The 22,237-nt window shown below is 69.9% G+C and carries 25 protein-coding genes and 2 tRNA genes; 15 read left to right on the forward strand and 12 right to left on the reverse strand.

What is annotated here, in order from left to right; translation table 11 throughout:
* Positions 1 to 99: 99 nt before the first annotated feature.
* From xylB to ISU10_RS13620, 5 genes are all read right to left on the reverse strand, one after another.
* Positions 100 to 1,503 carry a xylulokinase gene (gene xylB / locus ISU10_RS13600; RefSeq protein WP_194696951.1) on the reverse strand — a complete coding sequence of 468 codons (1,404 nt, stop codon included), beginning with the start codon at positions 1,501 to 1,503 and terminating at the stop codon, positions 100 to 102.
* A gap of 5 nt (positions 1,504 to 1,508) precedes the next feature.
* On the reverse strand, positions 1,509 to 2,336 hold the full coding sequence (locus tag ISU10_RS13605) for an IclR family transcriptional regulator (protein WP_194696952.1): 828 nt from the start codon (positions 2,334 to 2,336) through the stop codon (positions 1,509 to 1,511).
* Positions 2,337 to 2,407: 71 nt separating this feature from the next.
* Entirely contained in the window at positions 2,408 to 3,259 is an 852-nt protein-coding gene (purU, locus tag ISU10_RS13610; RefSeq protein ID WP_194696953.1) for a formyltetrahydrofolate deformylase, read from the reverse strand.
* Positions 3,260 to 3,307: 48 nt separating this feature from the next.
* Complete coding sequence (locus ISU10_RS13615) at positions 3,308 to 4,747, reverse strand: trimethylamine methyltransferase family protein (protein ID WP_194696954.1); 1,440 nt, start codon at positions 4,745 to 4,747, stop codon at positions 3,308 to 3,310.
* Between the two features lie 79 nt (positions 4,748 to 4,826).
* Complete coding sequence (locus ISU10_RS13620; protein WP_194696955.1) at positions 4,827 to 5,603, reverse strand: hypothetical protein; 777 nt, start codon at positions 5,601 to 5,603, stop codon at positions 4,827 to 4,829.
* 84 nt (positions 5,604 to 5,687) lie between these two features.
* Here ISU10_RS13620 and ISU10_RS13625 point away from each other — a divergent pair, with 84 nt between their 5' ends.
* The 5 genes from ISU10_RS13625 to ISU10_RS13645 are packed head-to-tail and all read left to right on the forward strand — an operon-like array spanning position 5,688 to position 10,607.
* Complete coding sequence (locus ISU10_RS13625) at positions 5,688 to 6,515, forward strand: IclR family transcriptional regulator (RefSeq protein WP_194696956.1); 828 nt, start codon at positions 5,688 to 5,690, stop codon at positions 6,513 to 6,515.
* Positions 6,512 to 7,180: a cobalamin B12-binding domain-containing protein gene (locus ISU10_RS13630; RefSeq protein ID WP_194696957.1), complete on the forward strand. Its 669-nt coding sequence runs from the start codon at positions 6,512 to 6,514 to the stop codon at positions 7,178 to 7,180. The genes ISU10_RS13625 and ISU10_RS13630 overlap by 4 nt, the downstream gene beginning before the upstream one ends.
* Complete coding sequence (locus ISU10_RS13635) at positions 7,177 to 8,052, forward strand: dihydropteroate synthase (protein WP_194696958.1); 876 nt, start codon at positions 7,177 to 7,179, stop codon at positions 8,050 to 8,052. Before ISU10_RS13630 ends, ISU10_RS13635 begins: the two co-directional genes overlap by 4 nt.
* A 4-nt stretch (positions 8,053 to 8,056) precedes the next feature.
* A complete protein-coding gene (locus ISU10_RS13640; protein ID WP_194696959.1) occupies positions 8,057 to 10,021 on the forward strand; it encodes an ASKHA domain-containing protein in 1,965 nt (654 codons plus the stop codon).
* Positions 9,954 to 10,607, forward strand: a complete 654-nt coding sequence (locus ISU10_RS13645) for a DUF1638 domain-containing protein (RefSeq protein ID WP_194696960.1) — start codon at positions 9,954 to 9,956, stop codon at positions 10,605 to 10,607. The genes ISU10_RS13640 and ISU10_RS13645 overlap by 68 nt, the downstream gene beginning before the upstream one ends.
* On the opposite strand, the gene ISU10_RS13650 is transcribed toward ISU10_RS13645, so the two are convergent.
* Entirely contained in the window at positions 10,604 to 11,449 is an 846-nt protein-coding gene (locus ISU10_RS13650; protein ID WP_194696961.1) for a methylenetetrahydrofolate reductase, read from the reverse strand. The genes ISU10_RS13645 and ISU10_RS13650 overlap by 4 nt on opposite strands.
* Before the next feature lie 175 nt (positions 11,450 to 11,624).
* On the opposite strand from ISU10_RS13650, the gene ISU10_RS13655 reads away from it, so the two are divergent.
* The 3 genes from ISU10_RS13655 to ISU10_RS13665 all read left to right on the forward strand — a co-directional run bounded on the left by ISU10_RS13655 (position 11,625) and on the right by ISU10_RS13665 (position 13,099).
* A tRNA-Asp gene (locus tag ISU10_RS13655) sits at positions 11,625 to 11,701 on the forward strand.
* A 90-nt stretch (positions 11,702 to 11,791) separates the two neighbouring features.
* Positions 11,792 to 12,682, forward strand: coding sequence for a hypothetical protein (locus ISU10_RS13660; RefSeq protein ID WP_194696962.1), 891 nt, complete (start codon positions 11,792 to 11,794; stop codon positions 12,680 to 12,682).
* A gap of 66 nt (positions 12,683 to 12,748) precedes the next feature.
* Positions 12,749 to 13,099 carry a metallopeptidase family protein gene (locus ISU10_RS13665; RefSeq protein WP_194696963.1) on the forward strand — a complete coding sequence of 117 codons (351 nt, stop codon included), beginning with the start codon at positions 12,749 to 12,751 and terminating at the stop codon, positions 13,097 to 13,099.
* On the opposite strand, the gene ISU10_RS13670 is transcribed toward ISU10_RS13665, so the two are convergent.
* From ISU10_RS13670 to ISU10_RS13680, 3 genes are read right to left on the reverse strand one after another with little or no spacing between them, the layout of a single operon-like run.
* Positions 13,090 to 13,428 (reverse strand): fluoride efflux transporter FluC, encoded by a 339-nt coding sequence (locus tag ISU10_RS13670; RefSeq protein WP_194696964.1) that lies wholly within the window; start codon positions 13,426 to 13,428, stop codon positions 13,090 to 13,092. The genes ISU10_RS13665 and ISU10_RS13670 overlap by 10 nt on opposite strands.
* On the reverse strand, positions 13,425 to 13,841 hold the full coding sequence (locus ISU10_RS13675) for a fluoride efflux transporter FluC (protein ID WP_194696965.1): 417 nt from the start codon (positions 13,839 to 13,841) through the stop codon (positions 13,425 to 13,427). The genes ISU10_RS13670 and ISU10_RS13675 overlap by 4 nt, the downstream gene beginning before the upstream one ends.
* A 3-nt stretch (positions 13,842 to 13,844) precedes the next feature.
* The gene (locus tag ISU10_RS13680; RefSeq protein ID WP_194696966.1) at positions 13,845 to 14,783 is read right to left on the reverse strand and encodes an ATP-binding protein; all 939 of its coding nucleotides are present in this window, start codon (positions 14,781 to 14,783) and stop codon (positions 13,845 to 13,847) included.
* Between the two features lie 318 nt (positions 14,784 to 15,101).
* On the opposite strand from ISU10_RS13680, the gene ISU10_RS13685 reads away from it, so the two are divergent.
* Positions 15,102 to 16,577 carry an NAD(P)/FAD-dependent oxidoreductase gene (locus ISU10_RS13685; protein ID WP_194696967.1) on the forward strand — a complete coding sequence of 492 codons (1,476 nt, stop codon included), beginning with the start codon at positions 15,102 to 15,104 and terminating at the stop codon, positions 16,575 to 16,577.
* Positions 16,578 to 16,598: 21 nt separating this feature from the next.
* Here ISU10_RS13685 and ISU10_RS13690 read toward each other — a convergent pair whose 3' ends face one another.
* Positions 16,599 to 17,084: a hypothetical protein gene (locus ISU10_RS13690; protein WP_194696968.1), complete on the reverse strand. Its 486-nt coding sequence runs from the start codon at positions 17,082 to 17,084 to the stop codon at positions 16,599 to 16,601.
* A gap of 188 nt (positions 17,085 to 17,272) precedes the next feature.
* Positions 17,273 to 17,348: transfer RNA gene (locus ISU10_RS13700), tRNA-Lys, on the reverse strand.
* Positions 17,349 to 17,596: 248 nt separating this feature from the next.
* Here ISU10_RS13700 and ISU10_RS13705 point away from each other — a divergent pair.
* The 6 genes from ISU10_RS13705 (at position 17,597) to ISU10_RS13730 (ending at position 21,133) form a co-directional block, all read left to right on the forward strand.
* On the forward strand, positions 17,597 to 17,800 hold the full coding sequence (locus ISU10_RS13705) for a cold-shock protein (RefSeq protein WP_028650227.1): 204 nt from the start codon (positions 17,597 to 17,599) through the stop codon (positions 17,798 to 17,800).
* Positions 17,801 to 18,034: 234 nt separating this feature from the next.
* Positions 18,035 to 18,193, forward strand: a complete 159-nt coding sequence (locus ISU10_RS13710) for a hypothetical protein (RefSeq protein ID WP_194696969.1) — start codon at positions 18,035 to 18,037, stop codon at positions 18,191 to 18,193.
* Between the two features lie 56 nt (positions 18,194 to 18,249).
* A complete protein-coding gene (locus ISU10_RS13715) occupies positions 18,250 to 18,540 on the forward strand; it encodes a metal-sensitive transcriptional regulator (RefSeq protein WP_194696970.1) in 291 nt (96 codons plus the stop codon).
* Positions 18,537 to 18,746: a heavy-metal-associated domain-containing protein gene (locus ISU10_RS13720; RefSeq protein WP_194696971.1), complete on the forward strand. Its 210-nt coding sequence runs from the start codon at positions 18,537 to 18,539 to the stop codon at positions 18,744 to 18,746. The genes ISU10_RS13715 and ISU10_RS13720 overlap by 4 nt, the downstream gene beginning before the upstream one ends.
* Before the next feature lie 10 nt (positions 18,747 to 18,756).
* Entirely contained in the window at positions 18,757 to 18,921 is a 165-nt protein-coding gene (locus ISU10_RS13725; RefSeq protein WP_194696972.1) for a hypothetical protein, read from the forward strand.
* A 130-nt stretch (positions 18,922 to 19,051) separates the two neighbouring features.
* Complete coding sequence (locus ISU10_RS13730; RefSeq protein ID WP_370865368.1) at positions 19,052 to 21,133, forward strand: heavy metal translocating P-type ATPase; 2,082 nt, start codon at positions 19,052 to 19,054, stop codon at positions 21,131 to 21,133.
* Here the strand turns inward: ISU10_RS13730 and ISU10_RS13735 are convergent, their stop codons facing one another.
* The gene (locus ISU10_RS13735) at positions 21,134 to 22,195 is read right to left on the reverse strand and encodes a hypothetical protein (protein WP_194696974.1); all 1,062 of its coding nucleotides are present in this window, start codon (positions 22,193 to 22,195) and stop codon (positions 21,134 to 21,136) included.
* Between the last annotated feature and the right edge of the window lie 42 nt (positions 22,196 to 22,237).

A 22,237-nucleotide genomic window follows, 5' to 3' on the forward strand; every position in this document is an offset into this window, starting at 1 on the left:
CGGAGGATAGGTGACCTGGGCCACACGTCAAGGGTCCCGAACAGATTGTCACTGCGATTGTGACCCTCTTGTTCGCTCCGCCGCCAGGGGTGCACGGGCTCAAACGCCGTGCATGGTGGAGCGCGCGGCGGCGAAGCGTCCACGCACTTCGTCAGCCCAGCCCGCCTGGTCGGGCTCGCGCGTGGCCGCGACGGTGACCGGCCAGTCCGGTGGCGCGCTATCGGTGGAGGCTGCCCAGGCAGCCTGGCGAGCAGCGCCGAGTGCGACGTACTCGGCCGGTGCGGGGATCACCACCTCGGCGCCGAACAGGTCAGCGGCCGCCTGCTGCACGGCGGTGGAGGCGGAGCCGCCGCCGATGAGCACCAGGCGCCGGGCGGCAACGCCATGGCGCCCGAGCTCCTCGAGCGCCGACCCGAGGGAGCACAGGAGGCCGAGGACGGCGGCACGGGCGAGGTTCTCGGGGGTGAGGTTGGCGCGGGTGAGGCCGAGCATCGTGCCGGTCGCGTCGGGGAGGTTGGGGGTGCGCTCCCCGTCGAGGTACGGGATCAGCGTCAGGCCGCCGGCATCGGGTGCCCCGGACTGCGCGAGCTGGTCGAACCTGCCGAGGTCGACGCCCAGCAGACCGGCTGTCGTGCTGAGGATGCGGGCGGCGTTGATCGTGGCGGCGAGGGGCAGGTAGCCGCCGGTCGCGTCGGCGAAGCCGGCGATCGTGCCGCTGGGGTCGACGACCGGCTCCGGCGTCGAGGCGAACACCGTGCCGCTGGTGCCGATGCTGATGGCCACGTCACCGGGCCGGAGCCCGAGACCGAGTGCGGCCCCGGCGTTGTCGCCGCAGCCCGCCCCGACGATGGCACCCGCGGTCGTCGTGCCGGCCTGGTCGGCGGGCCCGAGCACGGTCGGCAGGCGGGGTAGGTGGCCCAGTGCGGCCGACACGAGGTCCTCGCGGTAGCGACCCTCGGTCACCGACCAGTACGCCGTGCCCGATGCGTCGCTGCGGTCGGTGACCGCCTCGTCGGGCCGGCCGAGCAGGCGCCAAGTCAGCCAGTCGTGGGGGAGCAGCACGCGATCGACACGCGCGGCGAGCTCGGGGTGCTCCTCGGCGAGCCAGGCCAGCTTGGTGAGGGTGAAGGAGGCGACGGGCACGACGCCGACCTCGCGCGCCCAGGTCTCCGCGCCCCACTGGTCGCGCAGGCGTTGGGCCTGGCCGGCCGAACGTACGTCGTTCCAGAGCAGGGCGTCGTACACCGGCTCGCCGGCGGCGTCGAGGGCGACCATGCCGTGCTGCTGTCCGCCGACGGCGAGGGCCTGTACGTCGTCGAGGTCGCCCAGGTCATGGGTCTGCGAGGACAGTGCGCGCCACCAGTGCTCGGGATCGACGGCTGTGCCGTCGGGGTGCGGAGCGGAGGTCGCTCCCAAGACCTCGCCGGTGTCGGCGTCGACCCGCAGCACCTTGGTGCTCTGCGTCGAGGAGTCGATGCCGGCGACGACCCGGCGGCTGGCCATGGCTGCTAGATGCGCTGTCCCCAGCCGAGGCGGTGGGAGACCTCGGTGGCGGCAGCGACCAACATGGGGACGGCCTCGGCGAGGCGGTCGTCGTCGAGCCGGAACGTCGGCCCGGAGATGCTCATCGAGGCGATGATGTCGCCGTGGGCGCTTCGGATCGGGGCGGCCGCAGCGGTCAGGCCCAGCTCCAGCTCGTCGATCGCGAGGGCGTAGCCGGCGGCGCGCACCTTGGCCAGCTCCTCGCGCAGCCGCGGACGGGTGGTGATGGTCGCGTCGGTGAACCGCGGCAGCTCGCGCAGGGCCGCCTTGAGCTCGGCCTCGGACAGCTCGCTGAGCAGTACCTTGCCGTTGCTGGTCGCGTGCAGCGGGATGTGTTGCCCGACCCAGTTGTGGGACTGCAGCGCCGAGGAGCCGGCGACCTGGTCGAGGTAGAGCGCCGAGGTCTCCGAGCGCACGGTGATGTTGACCGTCTCGCCGGTGTCGGACGCCAGCTGCCGACACACCGGACGCGCCTCGGTGACGAGGTCGAGACGCGCGGTGGTCGCGCCGGCCAGCCGCAGGTTGCCCACCCCGAGGCGGTATCGCCCGCGGTCGCCGACCTGCTCGACGAGCCGGTGTGCCTCGAGCGTGGCCAGCAGGCGGAACGCCGTCGACTTGTGCACGCCCAGCCCACCGGCGATCTCGGTCACCCCGGCCTCGCCGTCGCGGGCCAGCAGCTCCAGGATCGTCAGCGCCCGGTCGACCGACTGGACGGTCGTACCGGACTGCTCGCCCCCGTCGGGAGTCTCGGCAGTCACCAGCGTCGCTCCGTTCGCGCCCACCTCGGCTGCCATGGCCCGCACCCTAGCCCTTCGTGTTGCGTATGGCACCAGCCGTTCCGGTCACCGCAACGTGCGAGAACGGCTCAGCGGAACACGACCGTGCGGTGGCCGTTGAGCAGCACGCGGGTCTGGGAGTGCCAGCGCACGGCGCGGGAGAGCACCTGGGCCTCGGTGTCGCGGCCGACAGCCACCAGCTGTTCGGGGGCCAGGGTGTGGTCGACGCGGGCGATGTCCTGCTCGATGATCGGGCCCTCGTCGAGGTCGCCGGTCACGTAGTGAGCCGTCGCCCCGATCAGCTTCACGCCGCGCTCGTGAGCCTGGTGGTAGGGCTTGGCCCCCTTGAAGCTCGGCAGGAACGAGTGGTGGATGTTGATGGCCTTGCCGCTCAGGTTGCGGCACAGGTCGTCGGAGAGGATCTGCATGTAACGAGCCAGCACCACCAGATGGATGCCCAGCTCGTCGACCCGCTTGAGCAGGTGGGCCTCGGCCTGCGCCTTGGTGTCGGGCGTGACCGGCACGTGCTCGAAGTCGATGCCGTAGGTCTTCGCCAGCGGCTCGGCGTCGCGGTGGTTGGAGATGATCAGGGGTACTTCGATCTGCAGGTCGCCTGTCGTGGTGCGAAACAGCAGGTCGTTGAGGCAGTGCAGCTGCTTGGAGACCAGGATCAGGGTGCGGTAGGGAGTGCGGGCCGACCAGAGCTGGTAGGTCATCGCGAACCTCTCGGCGGTCGCCGCGAAGGCCGCGCGCAAGGTGTCGGCGTCGGTCGCATCGGCGGTCTCGAAGCTGATGCGCATGAAGAACCGGCCGTGCTCGAGGTCGCCGAACTGCTGGCTCTCGCGGATGTTGCCGCCGTGCTCCATGAGGAACGAGGTGACGGCGTGCACGATGCCGGGCCGGTCGGGACAGGCCAGCGTGAGGACGTAGTCGCCGAGCACGCCGGCATTCTGTACCGCATTTGACTGAACATTCAAATCAGACACGCCTCAGTCCCCCAGCTCCGCACGCCGACGGGTCACGTAGGCCTCCAGCTCCTCGCGGATGCTCTCATCGATCGGCGGCGGCTCGTAGTCGGCCAGCTTCTGCTTGTAGATCTCGCCCGCACGCGTGGCGGTGTCCTTGGCGCCGTTGCGCATCCACCGCTCGTAGTTGTCGGAGGAGTTGAGGAACGGCCGGTAGAAGCAGGTGCGGAACCGCTCCATCGTGTGCATCGCCCCGAGGAAGTGGCCGCCGTGGCCGACCTCCTCGTGGGCACCGAAGGCCATCGACTCCTCGTCGACCTCGAGAGGGGTGAACTCGTGCTGCAGCATCTCGACGATCTGGCAGTCGATGACGAACTTCTCGAAGCCGGCCACCAGGCCGCCCTCGAGCCAGCCCGCGGAGTGCATCACCCAGTTGGCCCCGGCCAGGAAGGTCGGCATCAACGTCATCAGCGCCTCGTAGCCGGCCTGTGCGTCGGGGACCTGCGAGGAGGTCAGGCCGCCACCGGTGCGGAAGGGGAGGTTGAAGTGGCGCGCGATCTGGCCGGTGCACAGCAGGCCGAGGCCCGACTCGGGGGTGCCGAACGTGGGGGAACCCGACTGCATGTCGATGTTGGACAGGAACGACCCGAACACCACCGGGCAGCCCGGGCGGATCAGCTGGGACAGCGCGATGCCGGAGAGCGCCTCGGTGATCTGCTGCACGAGCGCGGCGGGGATCGTCACCGGCGACATGGCGCCCATCAAGATGAAGGGCGTCAGGACGACGGGCTGGGCGGCCGCGGAGTACTCGAACTGCGCCTCCAGCATGCGGTCGTCCCAGCGCAGCGGGGAGTTGCAGTTGATCAGCGAGATGATCGCCGGGGTCTCCTCGATCGCCTCGCGGGAGCCGAACAGGATCTCGGTCATCGCGATGGTGTCGCGGGCGTTGGTGCCGCTGACCACGTTGCCCATGTAGAACTTGTCGGTCAGCGTCTGCAGCGCGTAGACCATGTCGAGGTGCCGGCTGTCGAGCGGGGTGTCGTTGGGCTCGTTGACCACGCCGCCGGCGGAGTCGAGCACCGAGTAGCTCTGCGCGAGACGCGCGAAGTTGCGGAAGTCCTCCATCGTGCCGTCGCGGCGTACGTCGCCCTCGCGCACGAACGGCGGACCGTAGACCGCGCCGAAGGCCATCGAGTCACCGCCGATGTGCACGCTGTTGGCCGGGTTGCGGGCCTGGAGGGCGAACTCGCGGGGCGCCTTGGCCACCTGCTCGAGCACGAAGTCGGGGTCGAGGAAGACCTTGTGGTCCTCGACCTTCTGGCCGGCCTGGCGGAACAGCTCGAGCGCGCGGTCGTCCATGAACTCGACGCCGATCTCGCTCATCAGCCGCCGCCAGCCCTTGTCGAGCGTGGCCATCGCGTCCTCCGAGAGCACCTCGTAGCGCGGCATGCGGTTGACGAACATGAAGCCTCCTGACTCAAACCATGATGTGGGACTACGGTTCCACATCATGGAACCGTAGCGGAAGACCCCCGACGCGAATTCAGCAGGAGAAGCCGAACTTGCCGACGTCGATGTACTGGGGTGCGTCCGAGCGGACGTCGTCGCCCCCGGCGACGTAGGTCAGCTGCACGGCGCTGACCGGCCCTGGCCACCGCACCCTCACGACTGAGCTGCGAAGGACGCCGTCGGTGCTACGAAACGGGTCGCCGGGCGCACCCGAGCCGCCGATGCCGATCTCCCGGGCGGTGACGACGTAGGAGGGAGTGTCGACGGTCACCAGGTCCGACCAGACCAGGCCGAGGTCCCCGCCCAGCCCCGCGCCGATCCCGCCGATCGTGAGCGAGAGGTCGGCCACTGGCCGCGACAGGCTCACCAGCATGGAGAGGTCCGCACCCGGCTGGGTGTGAACCAGCACGATCGCGACCCAGGGTGGCGAGGCCGCGACGTCGAAGGCGCGGCCGGTGTCTGACGGCAGGCCCCCGGCAGGGTAGGTCGTCGAGGTGTACGTCACCGTCGCCGTCACGTCCGAGGGCGCGAAGCCCAGCGTCGTGACGCGTGTCGACGTCGGGGTGATCAGCGCCTGAGCCTTGAGGCACCCCTGGCTCACGGCGTACGCCGGGGCGGCGACCGACATCACGGCGGCGGGGGTCGTCCACGCCCCTGCCTTGACAAGCGTGCGACGAGTGGGCCGGTTCATGCTCTTCCTCTCGTCGACGGGTACGCCGAGGGAGAACGATGCGTGACCGAACCGCTTCGCGACCGGGGTCGCGGCGAAATCGGTGTCAGCGATCGCTGAGATCGGTGTCAGGCGCACCATCGCCGGGCACGACCTCGCGGCGTTCGCTTGCGGAACCCGGGCGGTCCTGTCTAACCTCATCATGTGGGACTGAGGTTCCACATCATGGAACTGATCGTGACGCGTCGAGTGAAGGAGATGCCCGTGGCCGAGCCGGCCAGCAGTGGCACCCAGGCACTCGACCGCGCGGTGCAGCTCGTCGCGTCGGTCGTGCAGGCCACGGAGCCGCTCTCGTTCGCCGACATCCAGGAGTCCAACGGCCTGGCCAAGTCGACGACCTCGCGCATGCTCGCCGCGCTCGAGCGCGGTGGCCTGCTCGAGCGTGACGAGGCGGGCGGCTACGTCGCGGGCAGCCTGTTCTGGCTCTACGCCGCCCGGCACGACCCCTGGGAGGAGCTGGTCCGCCTGGCCCGCCCGGTGATGGAGCAGGTCGGAGGCGACACCCAGGAGTCGGTGCACCTCTCGGTGATCCGCGGCGACCAGGTCGTCCAGGTCGCCCAGGTCGACTCCCGCTACCTCCTCGGCACGCGCGACTGGACCGAGGTCGAGGTCCCCTCGCACGCCTCGGCTCTCGGCAAGGTGTTCTACGCATGGAGCGTGCTCGCCATGCCTGCGCGGCCCGAGAAGCTGACGCCCTCGACCATCACCAGCAAGGCCGGGCTCGAGCGCGACGCCGAGCAGACGCGCCGCCGTGGCTACGCCATCACCGTCGACGAGCTCGAGATGGGGCTGACCGGCATCGCCGTGCCCGTGCGCGGTGCGCGGGGCGACATCGTCGCCGCCCTCGGCATCTCCGGCCCCACGGGTCGGCTGTCCCACCGGTTCGACGAGCTCGGTCGCAACCTCATCCGTCGTGCGGCCCAGCTCGAGTCGGTGCTGCACGGTCCCCCGTCGAACAACCTGGAAACCATCGCGAAGAAAGGCGTGGCATGACGACTCCTGATGAGGTTCTCAAGGGTCTCTACGACGAGACGCTGGTCGGCAATGCGCCGCGGGTGCTGGAGCTCACCAACGAAGGGCTCGAGCTCGGCATGGAGCCGCAGACGCTGCTCTTCGACGCGCTGATCCCCTCGCTCGAGGAGGTCGGTGCGCGCTTCGAGCGCGGCGACTTCTTCGTGCCCGAGATGCTCATCGCCGGCAAGGCGATGGCCGGCGCGATGGAGCGGCTGCGCCCGCTGCTCGCCGAGACCGGGGTCGAGACCATCGGCAAGTTCTTGATGGGCACCGTCAAGGGCGACGTGCACGACATCGGCAAGAACCTCGTCAACATCATGCTGGAGGGCGCCGGTTTCGAGGTGATCGACCTCGGCGTCCAGGTAGCCCCCGAGAAGTTCGTCTCCGCCATCGAGGAGCACCAGCCCGACGTGGTCGGCTTCTCGGCGTTCTTGACCACGACGATGCCGATGTTCAAGGCCAACATCAACGCGCTCGAGAAGGCCGGCCTGCGCGACAAGGTCGTGGTGATGGTCGGCGGCGCGCCGGTCACCCAGGAGTACGCCGACGCGGTAGGTGCTGATGGCTACGCCGCTGATGCGTCTGCGACCGTCAAGAAGGCCAAGGACCTGCTGCACCAGCGCCGGGCCAAGGTGCCGGCATGAGCGACCTGCTCGAGACCCACCTCCGTGGCACGTCGGGCGAGGTCGTCATCGGCCACGGTCACCGGTTCTGCATCATCGGTGAGCGGATCAACCCGACCGGGCGTCGCATCTTCCAAGAGCAGCTGCGCGCCGGCGACCTCTCGGCGATCGAGCGCGACGTCAAGGCCCAGGTCGAGGGGGGTGCCGACGTCCTCGACGTCAACATGGGCGTCCCGCTGACCGACGAGCCCGAGCTGCTGGCCAAGGCGATCCAGATGGTCCAGTCGCTGACCGACAAGCCGATCTGCATCGACTCCTCGGTCGTCGAGGCGCTCGAGGCCGGCCTGTCGGTCTACCAGGGACGGGCGCTGGTCAACTCGATCACGGCCGAGGACGACCGGATGGCCGCGATCTTGCCGCTGGTCAAGAAGTACGACGCCGCGATCATCGCCTTGCCCAACGACCACGACGAGATCCCGATGGAGGCCGACAAGCGCGTCCTCCTCACCGAGAAGATCATCCGCGTGGCCACCGAGGAGTACGGCATCGCCAAGGCCGACATCGTCATCGACCCGCTCGCCATGCCTATCGGCGCCGACACCGGCACCACGCTGGTGACCTTCGAGACGATGCGACGCATCCGAGACGACTTCGGCGTCAACATGACCTGTGGCGCCTCCAACGTCTCCTTCGGCATGCCCGCCCGCCACACCCTCAACGCGGTGTGGCTGCCGATGGCGATGACCGCAGGCCTGACGAGCGCGATCATGGACGCGCGCACGCCGCAGATCGTCGACGCGGTCAAGGGTGCTGACGTGTTCCTCGGCCATGACGACTGGGGGATGGCCTGGATCTCGGCCCATCGCGCGAAGCAAGCTGCCGCCACGGCGTGAACCCATGACAGAGAGCGACGAGCCGGGCGCCCTCGAGTTCCCTCTCGACGCCTACCGTCGCGAGGGGCTGATGGCGCCCTCGGGCGCCGAGCCCGTGGCCCACGACGGCACGGGCCGCGTGCAGCTGTCCTTCACCGTCGAGGACAAGGAGGCGCCGTCGGTCCAGCGCGCCGTCCGCGTTCCGCCGGGCGTGAGCGTCTTCGACTCGGCGTCGTGGAACGGCATCGCGATCGACTCGACCTGCGGCGGCCACGGCACCTGCCACAAGTGCAAGGTGCGCGTCTCCCCGGTCACGCCGGTCACCCGCCACGACGCGCGCACCTTCAGCGCGGCCGAGCTCGAGGCGGGCTGGCGGCTGGCGTGCCTGGTGCGCGCCACGCGCGACCACGACGTGCTCGTACCTCCCCTGGTCACCCGCCCCAAGGCGGCCACCGTCGGCGTCGGGCGCCAGGTGATCTTGCGACCGGCCGTGCAGAAGCGGTACGTCGAGCTGACCGAGCCGACCCTGGAGGACCAGCGCTCCGACCTGGTGCGCCTGCTTGATGCGATCGACGACCTCGAGCCGGTGCCCGACCTGCACATGTTGCGGCGCCTGCCCAAGGTGCTGCGCGAGGCCGACTTCAAGGTCACCGCGGTGGTGGTCGACGAGGCCCTCGTCGACGTCGAGCCGGGTGATACCACCGAAAAGCGCTACGCGATCGCCTTCGACCTCGGGACCACCACGGTCGTGGCGACGTTGCTCGACCTGGTGACCGGCACTCCGGTCGCGGTGGCCTCGATGCTCAACAAGCAGCAGCCGTTCGGCGGTGATGTGATCTCGCGGATCAGCGCGACGATGCTCGATCCATCGGCCCTGGGCCGGCTCCAGCAGGCCGCCCACGACACGCTGTCCACGCTGACCGAGCAGGTCTGTCGCGAGGGCGGTGTCGACCCGCTGCACGTCTACGAGGTGGCCCTGGCCGGAAACGCCACGATGACGGCTCTGCTGCTGGGCATCGACCCCGAGCCGCTCGGCGTCGCGCCGTTCGTCCAGACCACGGCCACTCCCGCACCGGTCCTGGCGAGCGAGGTCGGCCTGGCGCTGCATCCCGGCGCCCGGATGGCCCTCTTCCCGGCTCTGGGCGCCTACGTAGGCGGCGACATCGTGGCCGGCATGCTCGCCACCGGCATGGACCGCGACAAGAGGGTTCGGCTGTTCATCGACGTCGGGACCAACTGCGAGATCGTGCTCAGCGACGGGGAGCGCATCCTGTCCACGGCGGCCCCGGCCGGGCCGGCGTTCGAGGGTGGCGCGATCCGCTGCGGCATGCGTGCCGCCGACGGCGCCATCGAGGTCGTCAAGCTCGCCCCGGATGCACCAGTCGGAGTCGAACTCGGTGTGATCGGCGACGTCACGCCCATGGGCGTCTGCGGATCAGGTCTGGTCGACGCGGTGGCCGAGCTGGTCAAGGTCGGTCTGCTCGACGCGTCGGGTCGCTACGTCACCGACGAGGTCGCCAAGGAGATCGCGCCAGGTCTGGCCGACCGCCTGACCTACATCGGCCAGGAGCGGGTCTTCGTGCTGCACCGCGAGCGCCCCGACTCCGACCCGGCGGAGTCCGTGGTGCTCTCCCAGCGCGACGTGCGCGAGCTCCAGTTCGCCAAGGCAGCCATCTCCACGGGCTGGACGCTGTTGATGGAGGAGCTCGGCCTCGAGCACCGCGACATCCAGCAGGTACTCCTCGCGGGTTCGTTCGGCAGCTACCTCTCGGCAGCGTCCGCGGTGCGCATCGGCCTGGTCCCGACGCTCCCGGTCCTGCGCATCGTCGCGGCCGGAAACGTGGCCGGCGAGGGCGCCAAGATGGCGCTGCTCTCGGTGCGCGAGCGCGCCGGAGCTCTGGCCCTGCTTGAGGAGGTGACCTATGTTGAGCTCTCCGACCGGTCCGACTTCAACGACCGCTTCGTCGACCTCCTCGCCTTCCCGACCTGAGCGAGTAGCGCTCGTCGCGTGCGGTGCGCTCGCCCAGCCGGCGGCGCAGGTCATCGAGCGCAGGGGCTGGCCCGTCGACGTACACCCTCTGCCGCCGCTGCTGCACAACCAGCCGCACCTGATCGCCGGCGAGGTGCGACGTCTGGCCGACTCGCTCGCCCAGACCTACGGGTCGGTCGCGGTCGGGTACGCCGACTGCGGGACCTACGGCGCCCTCGACGCCGTGTGCGAGGAGCTGGGTCTGAGCCGGTTGCCCGGGCTGCACTGCTACGACCTGTTCGCGGGGTCGGCGGAGCTGGCCGAGGAGCTCGACGCCGAGCCCGGAACGTACTTGCTGACCGACTTCCTGGTCCGCTCCTTCGAGCGGACCGTCGTGCGCGAGCTGGGACTCGACCGCTACCCCGAGCTGCGCGAGGACTACTTCCGCCACTACACCCGCGTCGTCTGGCTGGCCCAGGACCCCGACCCCGAGCTGCGCACCCTCGCCCAGCGCGCCGCCGAGCGGATCGGACTCCCGCTCACCGTCATACCGACCGGCACCGGCCGTCTCGAGCAGGCCCTCGCCGACCTCGTGGCCGACTCCTAGCGTGACGAGGCCAGCAGCTCCTTGCGCCACTTCTCGGTCGCCTCGACCTGGTTGAAGGTGAACACGTGGGTGCCCTCGACGCCCATCGCCGGGTCGCCGAGCTCGGCGGCGCACTTGCGCAGGAACTTCTCGCCCGTGAACCCACCAGGGGCGGCCAGCCGGGCGAAGGTGCCCTTGTTCTTGGCCAGGAAGCGGGTCGACTCGCCGACGCCGATCTTGCCGGCCATCGACAGCAGCTTGGCGCGGTCGACCGGGCCGGGGATGCCCAGCAGCACCGGCATGGTGATGCCGCGCTTGCGCATCCGCTTGACCCAGTTGGCCAGCACCTGGGCGTCGAAGGTCAGGTTGCTGACCACGTGGGTGGCGTGACGCCGCTTGTCCCACATCGACTGGATCGTCAGGTCGTCGTCGATGGTGGGATGCGACTCGGGGTAGCCGGTGATGCCGACGTGGGCGAACGGGTTGCCCATGTCCTTGAGGTCCTCGAGCAGGCTCAGTGCATCGGGGTAGGCGCCGGGCGGGTCGGCGTCGCCGCCGGGCACGAAGATCTTGGTGATGCCCTTGCCGGTGAGCCGGTCGACGATCTCGGCCAGCTCGGCCCTGTCGCGCACCATCCGCGCCGCCAGGTGGGGAACCGCCGTGTAGCCGTGGCCGGTCAGCCGCTCGGTGAGGTCGAGGGTGGGCTCGAGGCCCTTGCTCGGCGACGCGGTCACCGTCACGGTCACCTCGACCGGCACGTGCTCGAGCACCTTGTCCTCGATCGTCCCCGTCGGAAGCACCTCGTAGCGGGCATTCTCGAGCAGCCGGACCGTGGTGGCGGATACCTGAGTTTTGTTGCGCATGATGCACCCTGTTCCGTGATACGCACCGACAGATCTACTCTATCCGTGGCAGCCCCCGCACGTCGATGGTTGCCACGGTGTTGTCCCCCTGGCGAGGTGGCCACGATTGGGAGAGGTCTTCGCCCATGGGTTAGAGTTCCACCCGCTTCGCAAGAAGCGCCACAGCAACAAACCTGGCCCCGTAGCGCAGTTGGTTAGCGCGCCGCCCTGTCACGGCGGAGGCCGCGGGTTCGAGTCCCGTCGGGGTCGCCATCACACTTTCTCATCCGCAGCTTCGGCGATGTTCGTCGCTGCTGTGGATAGACGCCGACGCTCTCGCGCGGAGCCGGGCAGGATCTGTGGGTGCTGGTCGCCGCGGTTCTCGCCGAGCTGGGTGGGCTCGCGACCCGTGCCGTCCTGATCGAGGCGACGTCGAGACGCGAGGTCGACGGCGCCTTGCGACGTGGTGAGGTGGTGGCGCTGTCCCGCGGCCGCTATGCGCTGCCACGGGTGAGGACTGCGGCGGCGACGGCTCACGCGCTGAGGGGAGTGCTCAGCCACACCAGCGCAGCGCTCCATCACGGCTGGGAGGTCAAGCTCGTGCCGGATCGCCCCCACGTCACCGTGCCTCGCAACAGGCGGGTGAGTTCCCGCGACCGTGCCGTGGCGGACATCCACTACGCAGTCATAGCGCCCGAGGACATCAGCGACGGCGTCGCGACCGGTGTCGAGCTGACGCTGCTGCAGTGCCTTCGCACGCTCCCCGACGACGAAGCTCTCGCTGTCGCGGACTCAGCCCTTCGTCACGGCGTGCCTCCTGCGACGTTGCGCCGGGTCGCCATGTCCGTGCGCGGGGCCGGGAGTGAGAAGGTGCGCCGGATCGCCGCGATGGCTCGAGGAGAGGCGGCCAACCCGTTCGAGTCCTGCCTCCGGCTCATCGCATCGACGGTTCCTGGGCTCTGCGTCCGGCCCCAGGTCCGACTCGCAGGCACGAGCATGAGGCCTGACCTGGTCGACGTGGATCTGGCACTCGTGCTCGAGGCCGACTCCTTCGGGTGGCACGGAGACCGGGTAGCCCTGCGTCGCGACGCCCAGCGTTACAACGCGATGGTCGTCAACGGTTGGCTCGTGCTCCGATTTGCCTGGGAGGACGTGATGTTCGCCCCCGACTACGTGCGCGGTGTGCTGATGCGCATCGTCGGTCTCGTAGCCAAACGGGCAGAACCCTGCTGCTCCCATGAGTGCTCCGCCTGAGAGTCGTGGGCCCCGTGACTTCTGCCTGTTTGAATACGAACGGCGTCCCTCGGCAGGATGTCTCGTATGCCGGTAGAGCTGGGGCGTGAGGAGTTCGACGAGCTGGTCGGGGAGGCGCTCGACGAGATCCCCGCGGAGATCGCGACCCTGATCCACAACGTCGTGGTGCTGGTCGAGGACGATGCGCCGCCCGATGACCCGACTCTGCTGGGGCTCTACGACGGCGTGGCCCTGCCCGACCGGATCGCCAACCACACAGGGCTACCGGACCGGATCTTCATCTTCCGCAAGCCGCTGCTCGAGATGTGCGAGGACCTCGACGACCTCGCCGAGGAGGTCCGCATCACAGTGGTCCACGAGGTGGCGCACCACTTCGGCATCGACGACGACCGGTTGCACGCCCTCGGCTACGCCTGACCCAGGGCGAACCCACACGCGCACGCGGCCAAGGAGGCCACGATCGTGGCGCCGCCGTAGGCCGCCCCGATCGCGAGGCCGCGACGCGCCTGGTCGCGGGTCTGCACGGCGAACGCCGAGTAGGTCGTCAGGCCTCCACACAGGCCCGTGCCCAGCAGGGCCAGAGCATGGGCGGAGACGCCGGCACCGAACAGGACTCCGAGCACGAACGAGCCGGCCACGTTGACCAGCAGGGTTCCCCACGGAGTACGGCGGTCGAGGTAGTGCGCCGCCAGGAACCGCGACGTCGCGCCGACCGCAGCGCCCAGGGCGACGAGCAGGGGAGTCACTCGTTGCCCTCCTCGGCCTCGAACTCAGCTCGCGCGGCCAGTGTCGAGAGGTGGCCGGCCAGCGTCACCGCGGCCAGGCAGGCAGCGAAGGTGCCGAGCAGGTAGGCCGCCGCCAGTCCTGTCCGCCCGTCGGCGAGCAGCGTGCGGCCCTGCTCGGTGTAGGTCGACAAGGTCGTAAAGCCGCCCAGCAGCCCGGGCCCGAGGCCGGCCACGAGGGCGGGGCGGCGGCGTACGGCGGACAGGGCGGGCAGCAGCGCCAGGACCAGCGACCCGGTGAGGTTGATCGCGAACGTGGTCCAGGGGAAGTCGGCCCCGTCGGGCACCAGGTCGCCGATCCACCAGCGCAAGGTCCCACCGACGGCACCGCCGAGGACGACGGCCAGCAGTACGTCACGGCCTGGGCGAGTGGGCAAGGGCTACGAGACGCTCTGGTGCCGAGTCACAGCCGGCCGCCTTCTCCACGGCAACGGGTCCGCCCCGTGGGTCTGACGCACGAACTCCCCGAACATCCAGGTCTGGAAGGCGACCTGGTCGGAGCTGCGTGCCAGCGTCAGCAGGCGCTCTTGCCGGCAGAAGGCATCGGCCAGCTCGAGCAGCTCGATGAACCGCTGGAAGTCATCGCCCGCGGCACGCGGCACGGTGATGGTCAGGTCGAGGTCGTCGTCGCCGTCGAGCAGGGCCGAGGCGAGTCGCTCGTCGCGAAGCCCACGCCAGAACGTCGCGTCGAGCTCGCCGAAGAAGCTGGACAGGGAGGCTGCCAGGGGATAGCTGGCCTCGTGACCCAACGCCAGCAGCCGCAGCTCGCGCCGCAGCTCGCGCAGGTGCTGCCGGTTGGCCTTCATCTCCGGCAGCGGCAGGCCGACGAGCGTGACGTCGACGGGATCCTCGACCTGGGGCGGGTCCTCGCGCTGGATCGGTTGGAGCTCGGTGATGATGCCCTGGACGCCGCGGCCGTCGGCCAGTTCCACCTGCGGCACGAACCAGACGATCTTGCCGTCCTCCTCGATCTCGGCGCCCCAGGCGCTGGAGACCCGGGCGACGATCGACAGGCCGCGGCCGAAGGTCAGCAGCACGTCGTCGTCGGGCTCCCCGTCGAGGTCGGGCAGGTCGGGCGGCTGGCGTGACCCGTCGCGCACCTCGATGCGCGGGTGCTCGCGAGTGCCCCTGAGCTGGACGCTGACCGGCTGCTGGGCGTGGAGCAGGGCGTTGGTGATCACCTCGGAGACGCTGATGCAGGCCGACTCGATCAGCTCGGGACGGTTGATCTCGGTCAGCACCTGGGTAGCCCACCGCCGGGCGTCAGAGACGCCTCGTGGCCCAGGCGTCAGTGCCTGAGCAGGGCGGTTGAGCGGCATGTCGGTCTCCAGGGCAGGGAGGGGGAACGCCAATCGCTGGCTCTCATACCCCGTGGAAGACCCAATGAAACGCGATCCCTGATGACCTTTGTATCGGTCGAACGGTCATTTCCGGGTGATTTCCACCCGCCACGCCGAGGCGGCCCTCGATCGGAGGATGCGCGTGCTACGCGATCGCCGCCTGTGTTTGTTCCCCCGTGAGAGGTGAGAACCCGGACATGGACGCCGGTTGGGTGCCCTGGCCGGGGTGGAGGAAGATCGGGGTGGAGGCAGCGCGATCGCGTCAGGGTCGCCGGGCTCCGCGATCGAGGAGAGGGCATGACCAGTTCCCACCAGGGCCGTCACCGGGTCGTCGTCATCGGGTCAGGGTTCGGTGGCCTGTTCGGCGCCAAGGCACTCAAGCGCGCCGACGTCGACATCACCTTGATCGCCCGCACCAGCCACCACCTGTTCCAGCCGCTGCTCTACCAGGTGGCCACCGGCATCTTGTCCCAAGGCGAGATCGCCCCCTCGACCCGCGAGATCCTCGCCGGTCAGGACAACGTGAAGGTGCTGTTGGGCGAGGTCACCGAGATCGACCTCGAGGCCCGCACGGTCACCTCGGACGTGCTCGGCCGCCGACTGGTCACGCCGTACGACTCGCTGCTCGTGGCTGCCGGAGCCGCTCAGTCGTACTTCGGCAACGACCACTTCGCCGAGGACGCCCCCGGCATGAAGAGCATCGACGACGCCCTCGAGCTGCGGGGCCGCATCTTCGGTGCCTTCGAGATGGCCGAGCTCGCCGCGAGCCAGGGCGAGGACGTCGACCACCTCCTGACGTTCGTCGTGGTCGGAGCCGGTCCCACGGGAGTGGAGATGGCCGGCCAGATCGCCGAGCTGTCCCATCGCACCCTCAAGCGCGACTTCCGCGCGATCAACAGCCGCCAGGCCCGGGTCATCCTGCTCGACGCCGCGCCCCAGGTGCTGCCGCCGTTCGGCAAGAAGCTCGGGGAGCGCACCCGACGGGACCTCGAGAAGCTCGGCGTCGAGGTGATCTTGGGCGGCATGGTCACCGACCTCGACGAGCGTGGCATCGACGTGGCGTACAAGGACGGGCGATCCGAGCGCATCCCCGCGGCCACCAAGATCTGGGCTGCCGGCGTGCAGGCCAGCTCGCTGGGCCAGCAGCTGGCCGCCCAGTCCGGAGCCCCCCTCGACCGCGCCGGCCGGATCAGCGTCAACCCCGACCTCACGCTGCCGGGCCATCCCGAGGTGTTCGTGGTCGGCGACATGATCGCCCTCGACAACCTTCCGGGCGTGGCCCAGGTGGCGATCCAGGGAGCCAAGTACGCCGCCAAGTCGATCCGGCGCCGGGTGGAGGGCAAGCCTCCGCAGCCCCCGTTCAAGTACTTCGACAAGGGCTCGATGGCGACCATCAGCAGGTTCAAGGCGGTCGCGTTGATCGGCAGGGTCCGGCTGACCGGGTTCGTGGCCTGGCTCGCGTGGCTCGGTCTGCACCTGATCTACATCACCGGCTTCAAGAGCCAGGTCACCGCGCTGATGCACTGGTCGGTCTCGTTCGTGGGCCGCGGCAGGTCCGAGCGCACCACCACCGAGCAGCAGATCTACGCCCGAGCGGCGCTCCAGCGGCTCCGTGGAGGCGCCGCCGACCTGGTGTCGACACCGGGTGCCTACGACCGGGCCCAGGAGATCCTCGAGGTCACCCGCCGTGCCGAGCTGGAGGCGCGTGCCCTCGAGGAGGCGCGGCTCACCGACTCCGGTGAGCGCGGCCAGAGCCTCGAGCAGAAGGTGTGAGGCGCCCCGCTCGGGTCGGTCTCAGGCGACGTGGTGGTAGGCCTCGAGCAGCCGGGTGAAGGCGCGCGGGTCGACCATGGTCCGATCGATGACGAACGGTGAGTTGGCGGGGCGCTCGATCATCACCCGCCACTTGTTGCTGCGCGGGCGTCCCTCGGTGCGGATCTTGGTGTAGTGGCTGGTCAGGTCGAACCGCTCGGTGCGGCCGGCCCGCTGGACCTCCAGGATGCCGCCGTGCACGTGGATGTGCGTCACCGGCGACGCAGCCCATGCGGCCCACAAGATGATGGTGAGCGCACCGATCGTCGCGGCGGTTCCGTAGTCGACCGTGGTGCGTTCCTCAAAGGCGCGCCAGGAGAAGTACACGGTGGCCACGATGCCGGCCAGGGTGAGCATGCCGATGACGCGCCGGCCGGTGGCGCGCGGCTTGAACTCCACGGAGTACACGGACTCGTCGACCATCCGACGACCCGTCACGGGGTTCACCCCGGACTCCTCGTTCCTCACGGAAAGCAAAATATCCCCATCTGGTGCCCGTGACAGGCGAACGGCCAAGCTGGTCCGTACCGCTTGGCGGTGGAGTTGTCGTGCGGAACGGTCGGTAGGCCCAGTGGTAGGCCCAGTGGTAGGCCCAGTGGTAGGCCCAGTGGTAGGCCCAGTGGTAGGCCCAGTGGTAGGCCCAGTGGTAGGCCCAGTGGTAGGCCCCGTGGGACTCGAACCCACAACCTAAGGATTAAAAGTCCTCAGCTCTGCCAATTGAGCTAGGGGCCCGCGTCGGGTGCGCGCCCGAGTGTCTCACTCCGGGGATGTGCCGGTGGTTGTCAGGGGGCCTCGCGTTGGTAATGTGTGCCCCGCATCAGGTGCAAGTTCCAGCAGGTCAAACGCCCGCGGAGTTTGTGATCCGACGGCGTTTCGACCATCGCGAGATCCACTCACGCCAGTCGAGGCGGCGTTTCACCGCACCTGGTGCGGGCCGTCGAGGTGACGGCTCACGCCCCGACAAAGGAGTAACGAGCGCAATGGCTCAGGGCACCGTGAAGTGGTTCAACGCCGAGAAGGGTTTCGGCTTCATCGCGCAGGAGGACGGCGGCGACGACGTCTTCGTGCACTACTCGGCGATCCAGTCCCAGGGCTACAAGTCCCTGGACGAGAACCAGAAGGTCGAGTTCGACGTCACCCAGGGACCCAAGGGTCCCCAGGCCGAGAACGTCCGCCCGCTCTGACGGACGGATCACCAGCGACTTCCACGAGGCCCCGCCCACTGGGCGGGGCCTCGTGCCGTCTGACGGACCTCGAGGGGTGTACCGGGTTCGCCTCGTCTATACCGGCTGGTCGACTAACGTTTGATCCGTCGGTCAACCGACCACCTGTGGTTTAGGTTCCTACCCTGGGGGAACCATGCTTCGGGGGTAGGGCTGGCAGCGACTGCTGCCAGGGAAGCTGAGGGGAGTTGAGGCGTGCACGACCAGTTCGACGTCACGCTGGAGGATCAGGACCTGCTCCGCGAGGTGGAGTTGACGACCAACCTGATCATCGCCGCGAGCGAGACCGACGAACACCTGACGGCCGAGGAGATCGACGCCATCTTGGGTGTCGCCCGACCGTCTGCCGGCTGACGCCTCCGGCTCGTCGACACATCGGCGCATATACCCTTGGGGGGTACCATGGGAGCATGGCCCACGAGCACGGCTACATCAGCCGCAAGGACGACTACCTGACGCGCCTGCGGCGCATCGAGGGACAGGCGCGCGGCCTGCAGCGGATGGTCGACGAGGAGAAGTACTGCATCGACATCCTCACCCAGGTGGCTGCGATGACCAAGGCTCTGCATGCCGTCTCGATCGGCCTGCTGGAGGACCACCTGAACCACTGCGTCGTCGATGCCGCCCGCGCAGGAGACGACGAGGCCCGCGAGAAGGTCGCCGAGGCCACCGAGGCGATCGCCAGGCTGGTGCGCTCATGACGACCGTCACGACCACCCTCACCGTCACCGGCATGACCTGCGGCCACTGCGTCGCCTCGGTCACCGAGGAGATCAGCGAGATCACCGGGGTCCGGGAGGTCGAGGTGGTCCTCGAGACCGGCCAGGTGACCATCACCAGCGAGGCCCCGCTCGACCCTGCCGACCTCGCGTCGGCCGTGGCCGAGGCCGGGTACGCCGTAGGGTGAGTCCCAGGACATGTACGGGGAGCGCGACGTGCGGGCCGTGGACAAGGCGCTCGCTTTCGTGTGCGCGGTGACCGCGGTGTTCGCGCTGTCCTTCGCGGCGGGGCGGATCGTCGGCCCGGTGGACCCCGATGTCACCCCCTCCTCGCCGACGCAGGAGCACGATGGTGGCCACTGAGACCACACCGGGCATCACACCGGGCATCACACCGGGCGTCCCACCGGGCATCACACCGGGCGTCCCACCGGGCATCAAGCCGGGCATCAAGCCGGGCATCACCCACGACCTCACCCTCGACATCGAGGGGATGACCTGCGCGTCGTGCGCCACCCGCATCGAGCGCAAGCTCAACAAGCTCGAGGGCGTCACCGCCACCGTGAGCTATGCGACCGAGCAGGCCAGGGTCACCTACCCCGAGTCGGTCGGCACCGACGAGCTGCTCGCGACGGTGGCCGCAGCGGGGTACTCCGCGACCCTCGAGCCCGTCGCCGACCGTCACCTCGGTGAGCTGGATGCGCTGCGCCGGCGCGCGGTGGTCTCGGCGGTGCTGCTGGTACCCGTCCTCGCGCTGGCGATGGTGCCCGCCCTTCAGTTCGACGGCTGGCAGTGGGCCTCGTTGGTCCTGGCCGCCCCGGTAGCGCTGTGGGGTGGATGGCCCTTCCACCGGGCCGCGTGGGCCAACCTGCGGCACGCGGCCACCACCATGGACACCCTCGTCTCGATCGGTGTGCTCGCGGCCTTCGGGTGGTCCGTGGTCGTCCTCCTGGTGGGCGACGGCACTCGTCACGTGTACTTCGAGGTGGCCGCCGCCGTGACGACCTTCCTGCTCGCGGGGCGCTATCTCGAGAGGCGCGCCAAGCGCCGGGCGGGTGAGGCTCTGCGGATGCTGCTCGAGCTCGGCGCGCGGGAGGCGGTCGTGGTCCGCGAGGGTCGAGAGGTGTCGGTCCCGGTCGGGCAGGTGGTCGTGGGCGAGGAGTTCGTCGTACGTCCGGGCGAGCGCATCGCCACCGACGGTGTGGTGGTCAGCGGCACCTCCGCCGTCGACGCCTCGATGCTGACCGGCGAGGCCGTGCCGGTCGAGGTCGGGCCCGGGGACGAGGTCGTCGGCGCCACCCTCAACGCCGGTGGGCGGATCGTGGTCCGGGCCACGCGCGTCGGTGCCGACACCCAGCTGGCCCAGATGGCCCGGCTCGTCGACGCCGCCCAGAACGGCAAGGCCGACGTGCAAAGGCTTGCCGACCGGGTGTCGTCGGTGTTCGTGCCCACGGTCGTGATCCTCGCTGCGGGCACGCTGGGGTTCTGGCTCGGCGCCGGCGGCGGCCCTGACAAGGCCATCACGGCCGCGGTCGCGGTGCTGATCGTGGCCTGCCCCTGCGCACTCGGCCTGGCGACGCCGACCGCCCTGATGGTCGGCACCGGGCGCGGAGCCCAGCTCGGCATCCTGGTGCGGGGTCCCGAGGTCCTCGAGGACACCCGTCGGGTCGACACCGTCGTCCTCGACAAGACCGGCACCCTCACGACGGGCCGGATGACCCTGGTCGACGTGATCGCAGCCGAGGGTTGGTCGGCTGCGGAGGTGCACCGCCTGGCTGCTGCCGTCGAGGCGGCCTCGGAGCACCCGGTGGGACGGGCCGTGGCCGCGCCCTACGAGGGCCGGTTGCCCGAGGTGAGCGAGTTCGCAGCCGAGGCCGGTGCCGGTGTGCGCGGTCTGGTCGAGGGCCACCGGGTCGAGGTGGCTCGCGCGAGCACAGGGCTGCCTCCTGACCTGCAGCGAGCGGTCCAGGTGGCCGAGGCGGCAGCCCACACGACCGCCCAGGTCACCGTCGACGGCGAGCTGGTCGGCGTGCTCGTCGTCGGGGACACGGTGAAGCCGACCTCGGCAGAGGCGGTGCGCGACCTGCTCGAGCTCGGACTGTGGCCGGTGCTGCTCACCGGCGATAACGAGCGCACCGCCCGGGCCGTGGCCGCCGAGGTCGGCATCGAGGAGGTCATCGCCGGAGTCCGTCCGGAGGGCAAGGCGGCAGCCATCCAGCGGCTGCAGCACTCCGGGCGGGTCGTGGCGATGGTCGGTGACGGCGTCAACGACGCTCCCGCACTGGCGACGGCCGACCTCGGGATCGCCATCGGCACCGGTGCGGACGTCGCCGTCGAGGCCGCAGACCTCACCGTGGTCGGGGGCGACCCGCGATCGGCGGCCGTCGCCGTACGCCTGTCGCGATCGACGCTGCGCACCATCAAGGCCAACCTGGCCTGGGCGTTCGGCTACAACGTGGCTGCCCTACCCCTGGCGGCAGCCGGCCTGCTCGACCCGATGATCGCGGGAGGGGCGATGGCCCTCTCGAGCGTCGCGGTGGTGACCAACAGCCTGCGCCTGCGCCGGTTCTCCTGATCAGCAGGTCGCGAACAGCACCGGCCCGGTGCTCAGGTCGCTGAGGACGTACTGACCCTCCAGCGGGTCGAGGTCGAGCGTCATGACGCGCCCGTCGGCGCGCGCCTTGTCGAGGGTGAAGCGATCCGCGAAGTCGCCGCCCTGACCGACGGCCGGGCCACTGGCGAGCACCGCACGGCTGTCGGCGTTGGCCCGGGCCTGGTCGACGTCGGCGAACTCCATCGCCACGCGTACGGCGCCTCCGGCACGAGCGCCCATCGCGAACGCCCGGTAGGGGTCGACGGTGCCGGCTGCGGCGATCAGCTCGGCGGCCTCTGCCTGGTCCGCGGTGTCGGCGTTGGCCATCGCCAAGGCGCCGCACGCGTAGTCGCCGGTGTAGATCGCGGCGGACAACGGCTGGTCGAGGGCCTCGGCGACGTCCGAGAGTCCCTTCACCCCGTCGGCGTCGCCGGTCGCCGGGGCGAGGGCCTCCTCGAGGAAGGCCTGCTGGTCCGAGGCCAGCAGCAGGTGGTCGTCGGCGTCGAGCGCGAGGTAGGCCAGCTCGGGCGTGAGCGCGGGGTCGATGCTCGCCAGCAGGTCGGTCCCACCGGCCCAGACGCCGCCGTCATCGCTGGGGCGGGCGTAGCCCAGGGCCTCGAGCCGGTCACCGAGGTCGGCGAAGTCGGCGTCGTCGGGGAGCCCGAGGGTCACGACCGCACCCTGGGACGACTGGCTGTACAGCTCCCACTCGACGGTCGCCGGCGACCAGCCGAAGTGCTGGTGCAGTGCGGGGGCCGACTCCAGCAGGGCCGACCTGCTGCTGAGGTCGGCTTCGAAGGCCTCGTCGAGGAAGGCACCGAGGTCGTCGACGCTCGAGCCGGCGTCGACCTGGCTGGCCAGCTCGCGCCGGACGCCGGCCCAGTCGGTCCACGACAAGCGCTCCGCGCCCGCGGGCGCGGAGCGCACGGCTCGTGACAGCGCGCTGTCGTCCGACCGTCCGAGCCACACGCCCAGCCCGACGACGGCCAGGACCACCGCGCCCACGACGAGGCCGATGACCGGCCGGCCAATCCGATGGGGCACACACCCTCCAACACCGTTCGTGGGTGATGTGAGACTACGGCC

Origin of the sequence: Nocardioides agariphilus, assembly GCF_015352445.1 — a bacterium.
Classification (GTDB): domain Bacteria; phylum Actinomycetota; class Actinomycetes; order Propionibacteriales; family Nocardioidaceae; genus Nocardioides; species Nocardioides agariphilus.

Coding starts and splice junctions, on each gene's coding strand:
- ISU10_RS13625 (WP_194696956.1), top strand. CDS start 5,688: ATGGAACTGATCGTGACGCGTCGAGTGAAGGAGATGCCCGTGGCCGAG.
- ISU10_RS13640 (WP_194696959.1), top strand. CDS start 8,057: ATGACAGAGAGCGACGAGCCGGGCGCCCTCGAGTTCCCTCTCGACGCC.
- ISU10_RS13630 (WP_194696957.1), top strand. CDS start 6,512: ATGACGACTCCTGATGAGGTTCTCAAGGGTCTCTACGACGAGACGCTG.
- ISU10_RS13645 (WP_194696960.1), top strand. CDS start 9,954: ATGTTGAGCTCTCCGACCGGTCCGACTTCAACGACCGCTTCGTCGACC.
- ISU10_RS13635 (WP_194696958.1), top strand. CDS start 7,177: ATGAGCGACCTGCTCGAGACCCACCTCCGTGGCACGTCGGGCGAGGTC.
- ISU10_RS13615 (WP_194696954.1), bottom strand. CDS start 4,747: ATGTTCGTCAACCGCATGCCGCGCTACGAGGTGCTCTCGGAGGACGCG.
- ISU10_RS13620 (WP_194696955.1), bottom strand. CDS start 5,603: ATGGTGCGCCTGACACCGATCTCAGCGATCGCTGACACCGATTTCGCC.
- ISU10_RS13665 (WP_194696963.1), top strand. CDS start 12,749: ATGCCGGTAGAGCTGGGGCGTGAGGAGTTCGACGAGCTGGTCGGGGAG.
- xylB (WP_194696951.1), bottom strand. CDS start 1,503: ATGGCCAGCCGCCGGGTCGTCGCCGGCATCGACTCCTCGACGCAGAGC.
- ISU10_RS13605 (WP_194696952.1), bottom strand. CDS start 2,336: ATGGCAGCCGAGGTGGGCGCGAACGGAGCGACGCTGGTGACTGCCGAG.
- ISU10_RS13730 (WP_370865368.1), top strand. CDS start 19,052: ATGACCTGCGCGTCGTGCGCCACCCGCATCGAGCGCAAGCTCAACAAG.
- ISU10_RS13715 (WP_194696970.1), top strand. CDS start 18,250: ATGGCCCACGAGCACGGCTACATCAGCCGCAAGGACGACTACCTGACG.
- ISU10_RS13705 (WP_028650227.1), top strand. CDS start 17,597: ATGGCTCAGGGCACCGTGAAGTGGTTCAACGCCGAGAAGGGTTTCGGC.
- ISU10_RS13685 (WP_194696967.1), top strand. CDS start 15,102: ATGACCAGTTCCCACCAGGGCCGTCACCGGGTCGTCGTCATCGGGTCA.
- ISU10_RS13720 (WP_194696971.1), top strand. CDS start 18,537: ATGACGACCGTCACGACCACCCTCACCGTCACCGGCATGACCTGCGGC.
- ISU10_RS13650 (WP_194696961.1), bottom strand. CDS start 11,449: ATGCGCAACAAAACTCAGGTATCCGCCACCACGGTCCGGCTGCTCGAG.
- ISU10_RS13725 (WP_194696972.1), top strand. CDS start 18,757: ATGTACGGGGAGCGCGACGTGCGGGCCGTGGACAAGGCGCTCGCTTTC.
- ISU10_RS13680 (WP_194696966.1), bottom strand. CDS start 14,783: ATGCCGCTCAACCGCCCTGCTCAGGCACTGACGCCTGGGCCACGAGGC.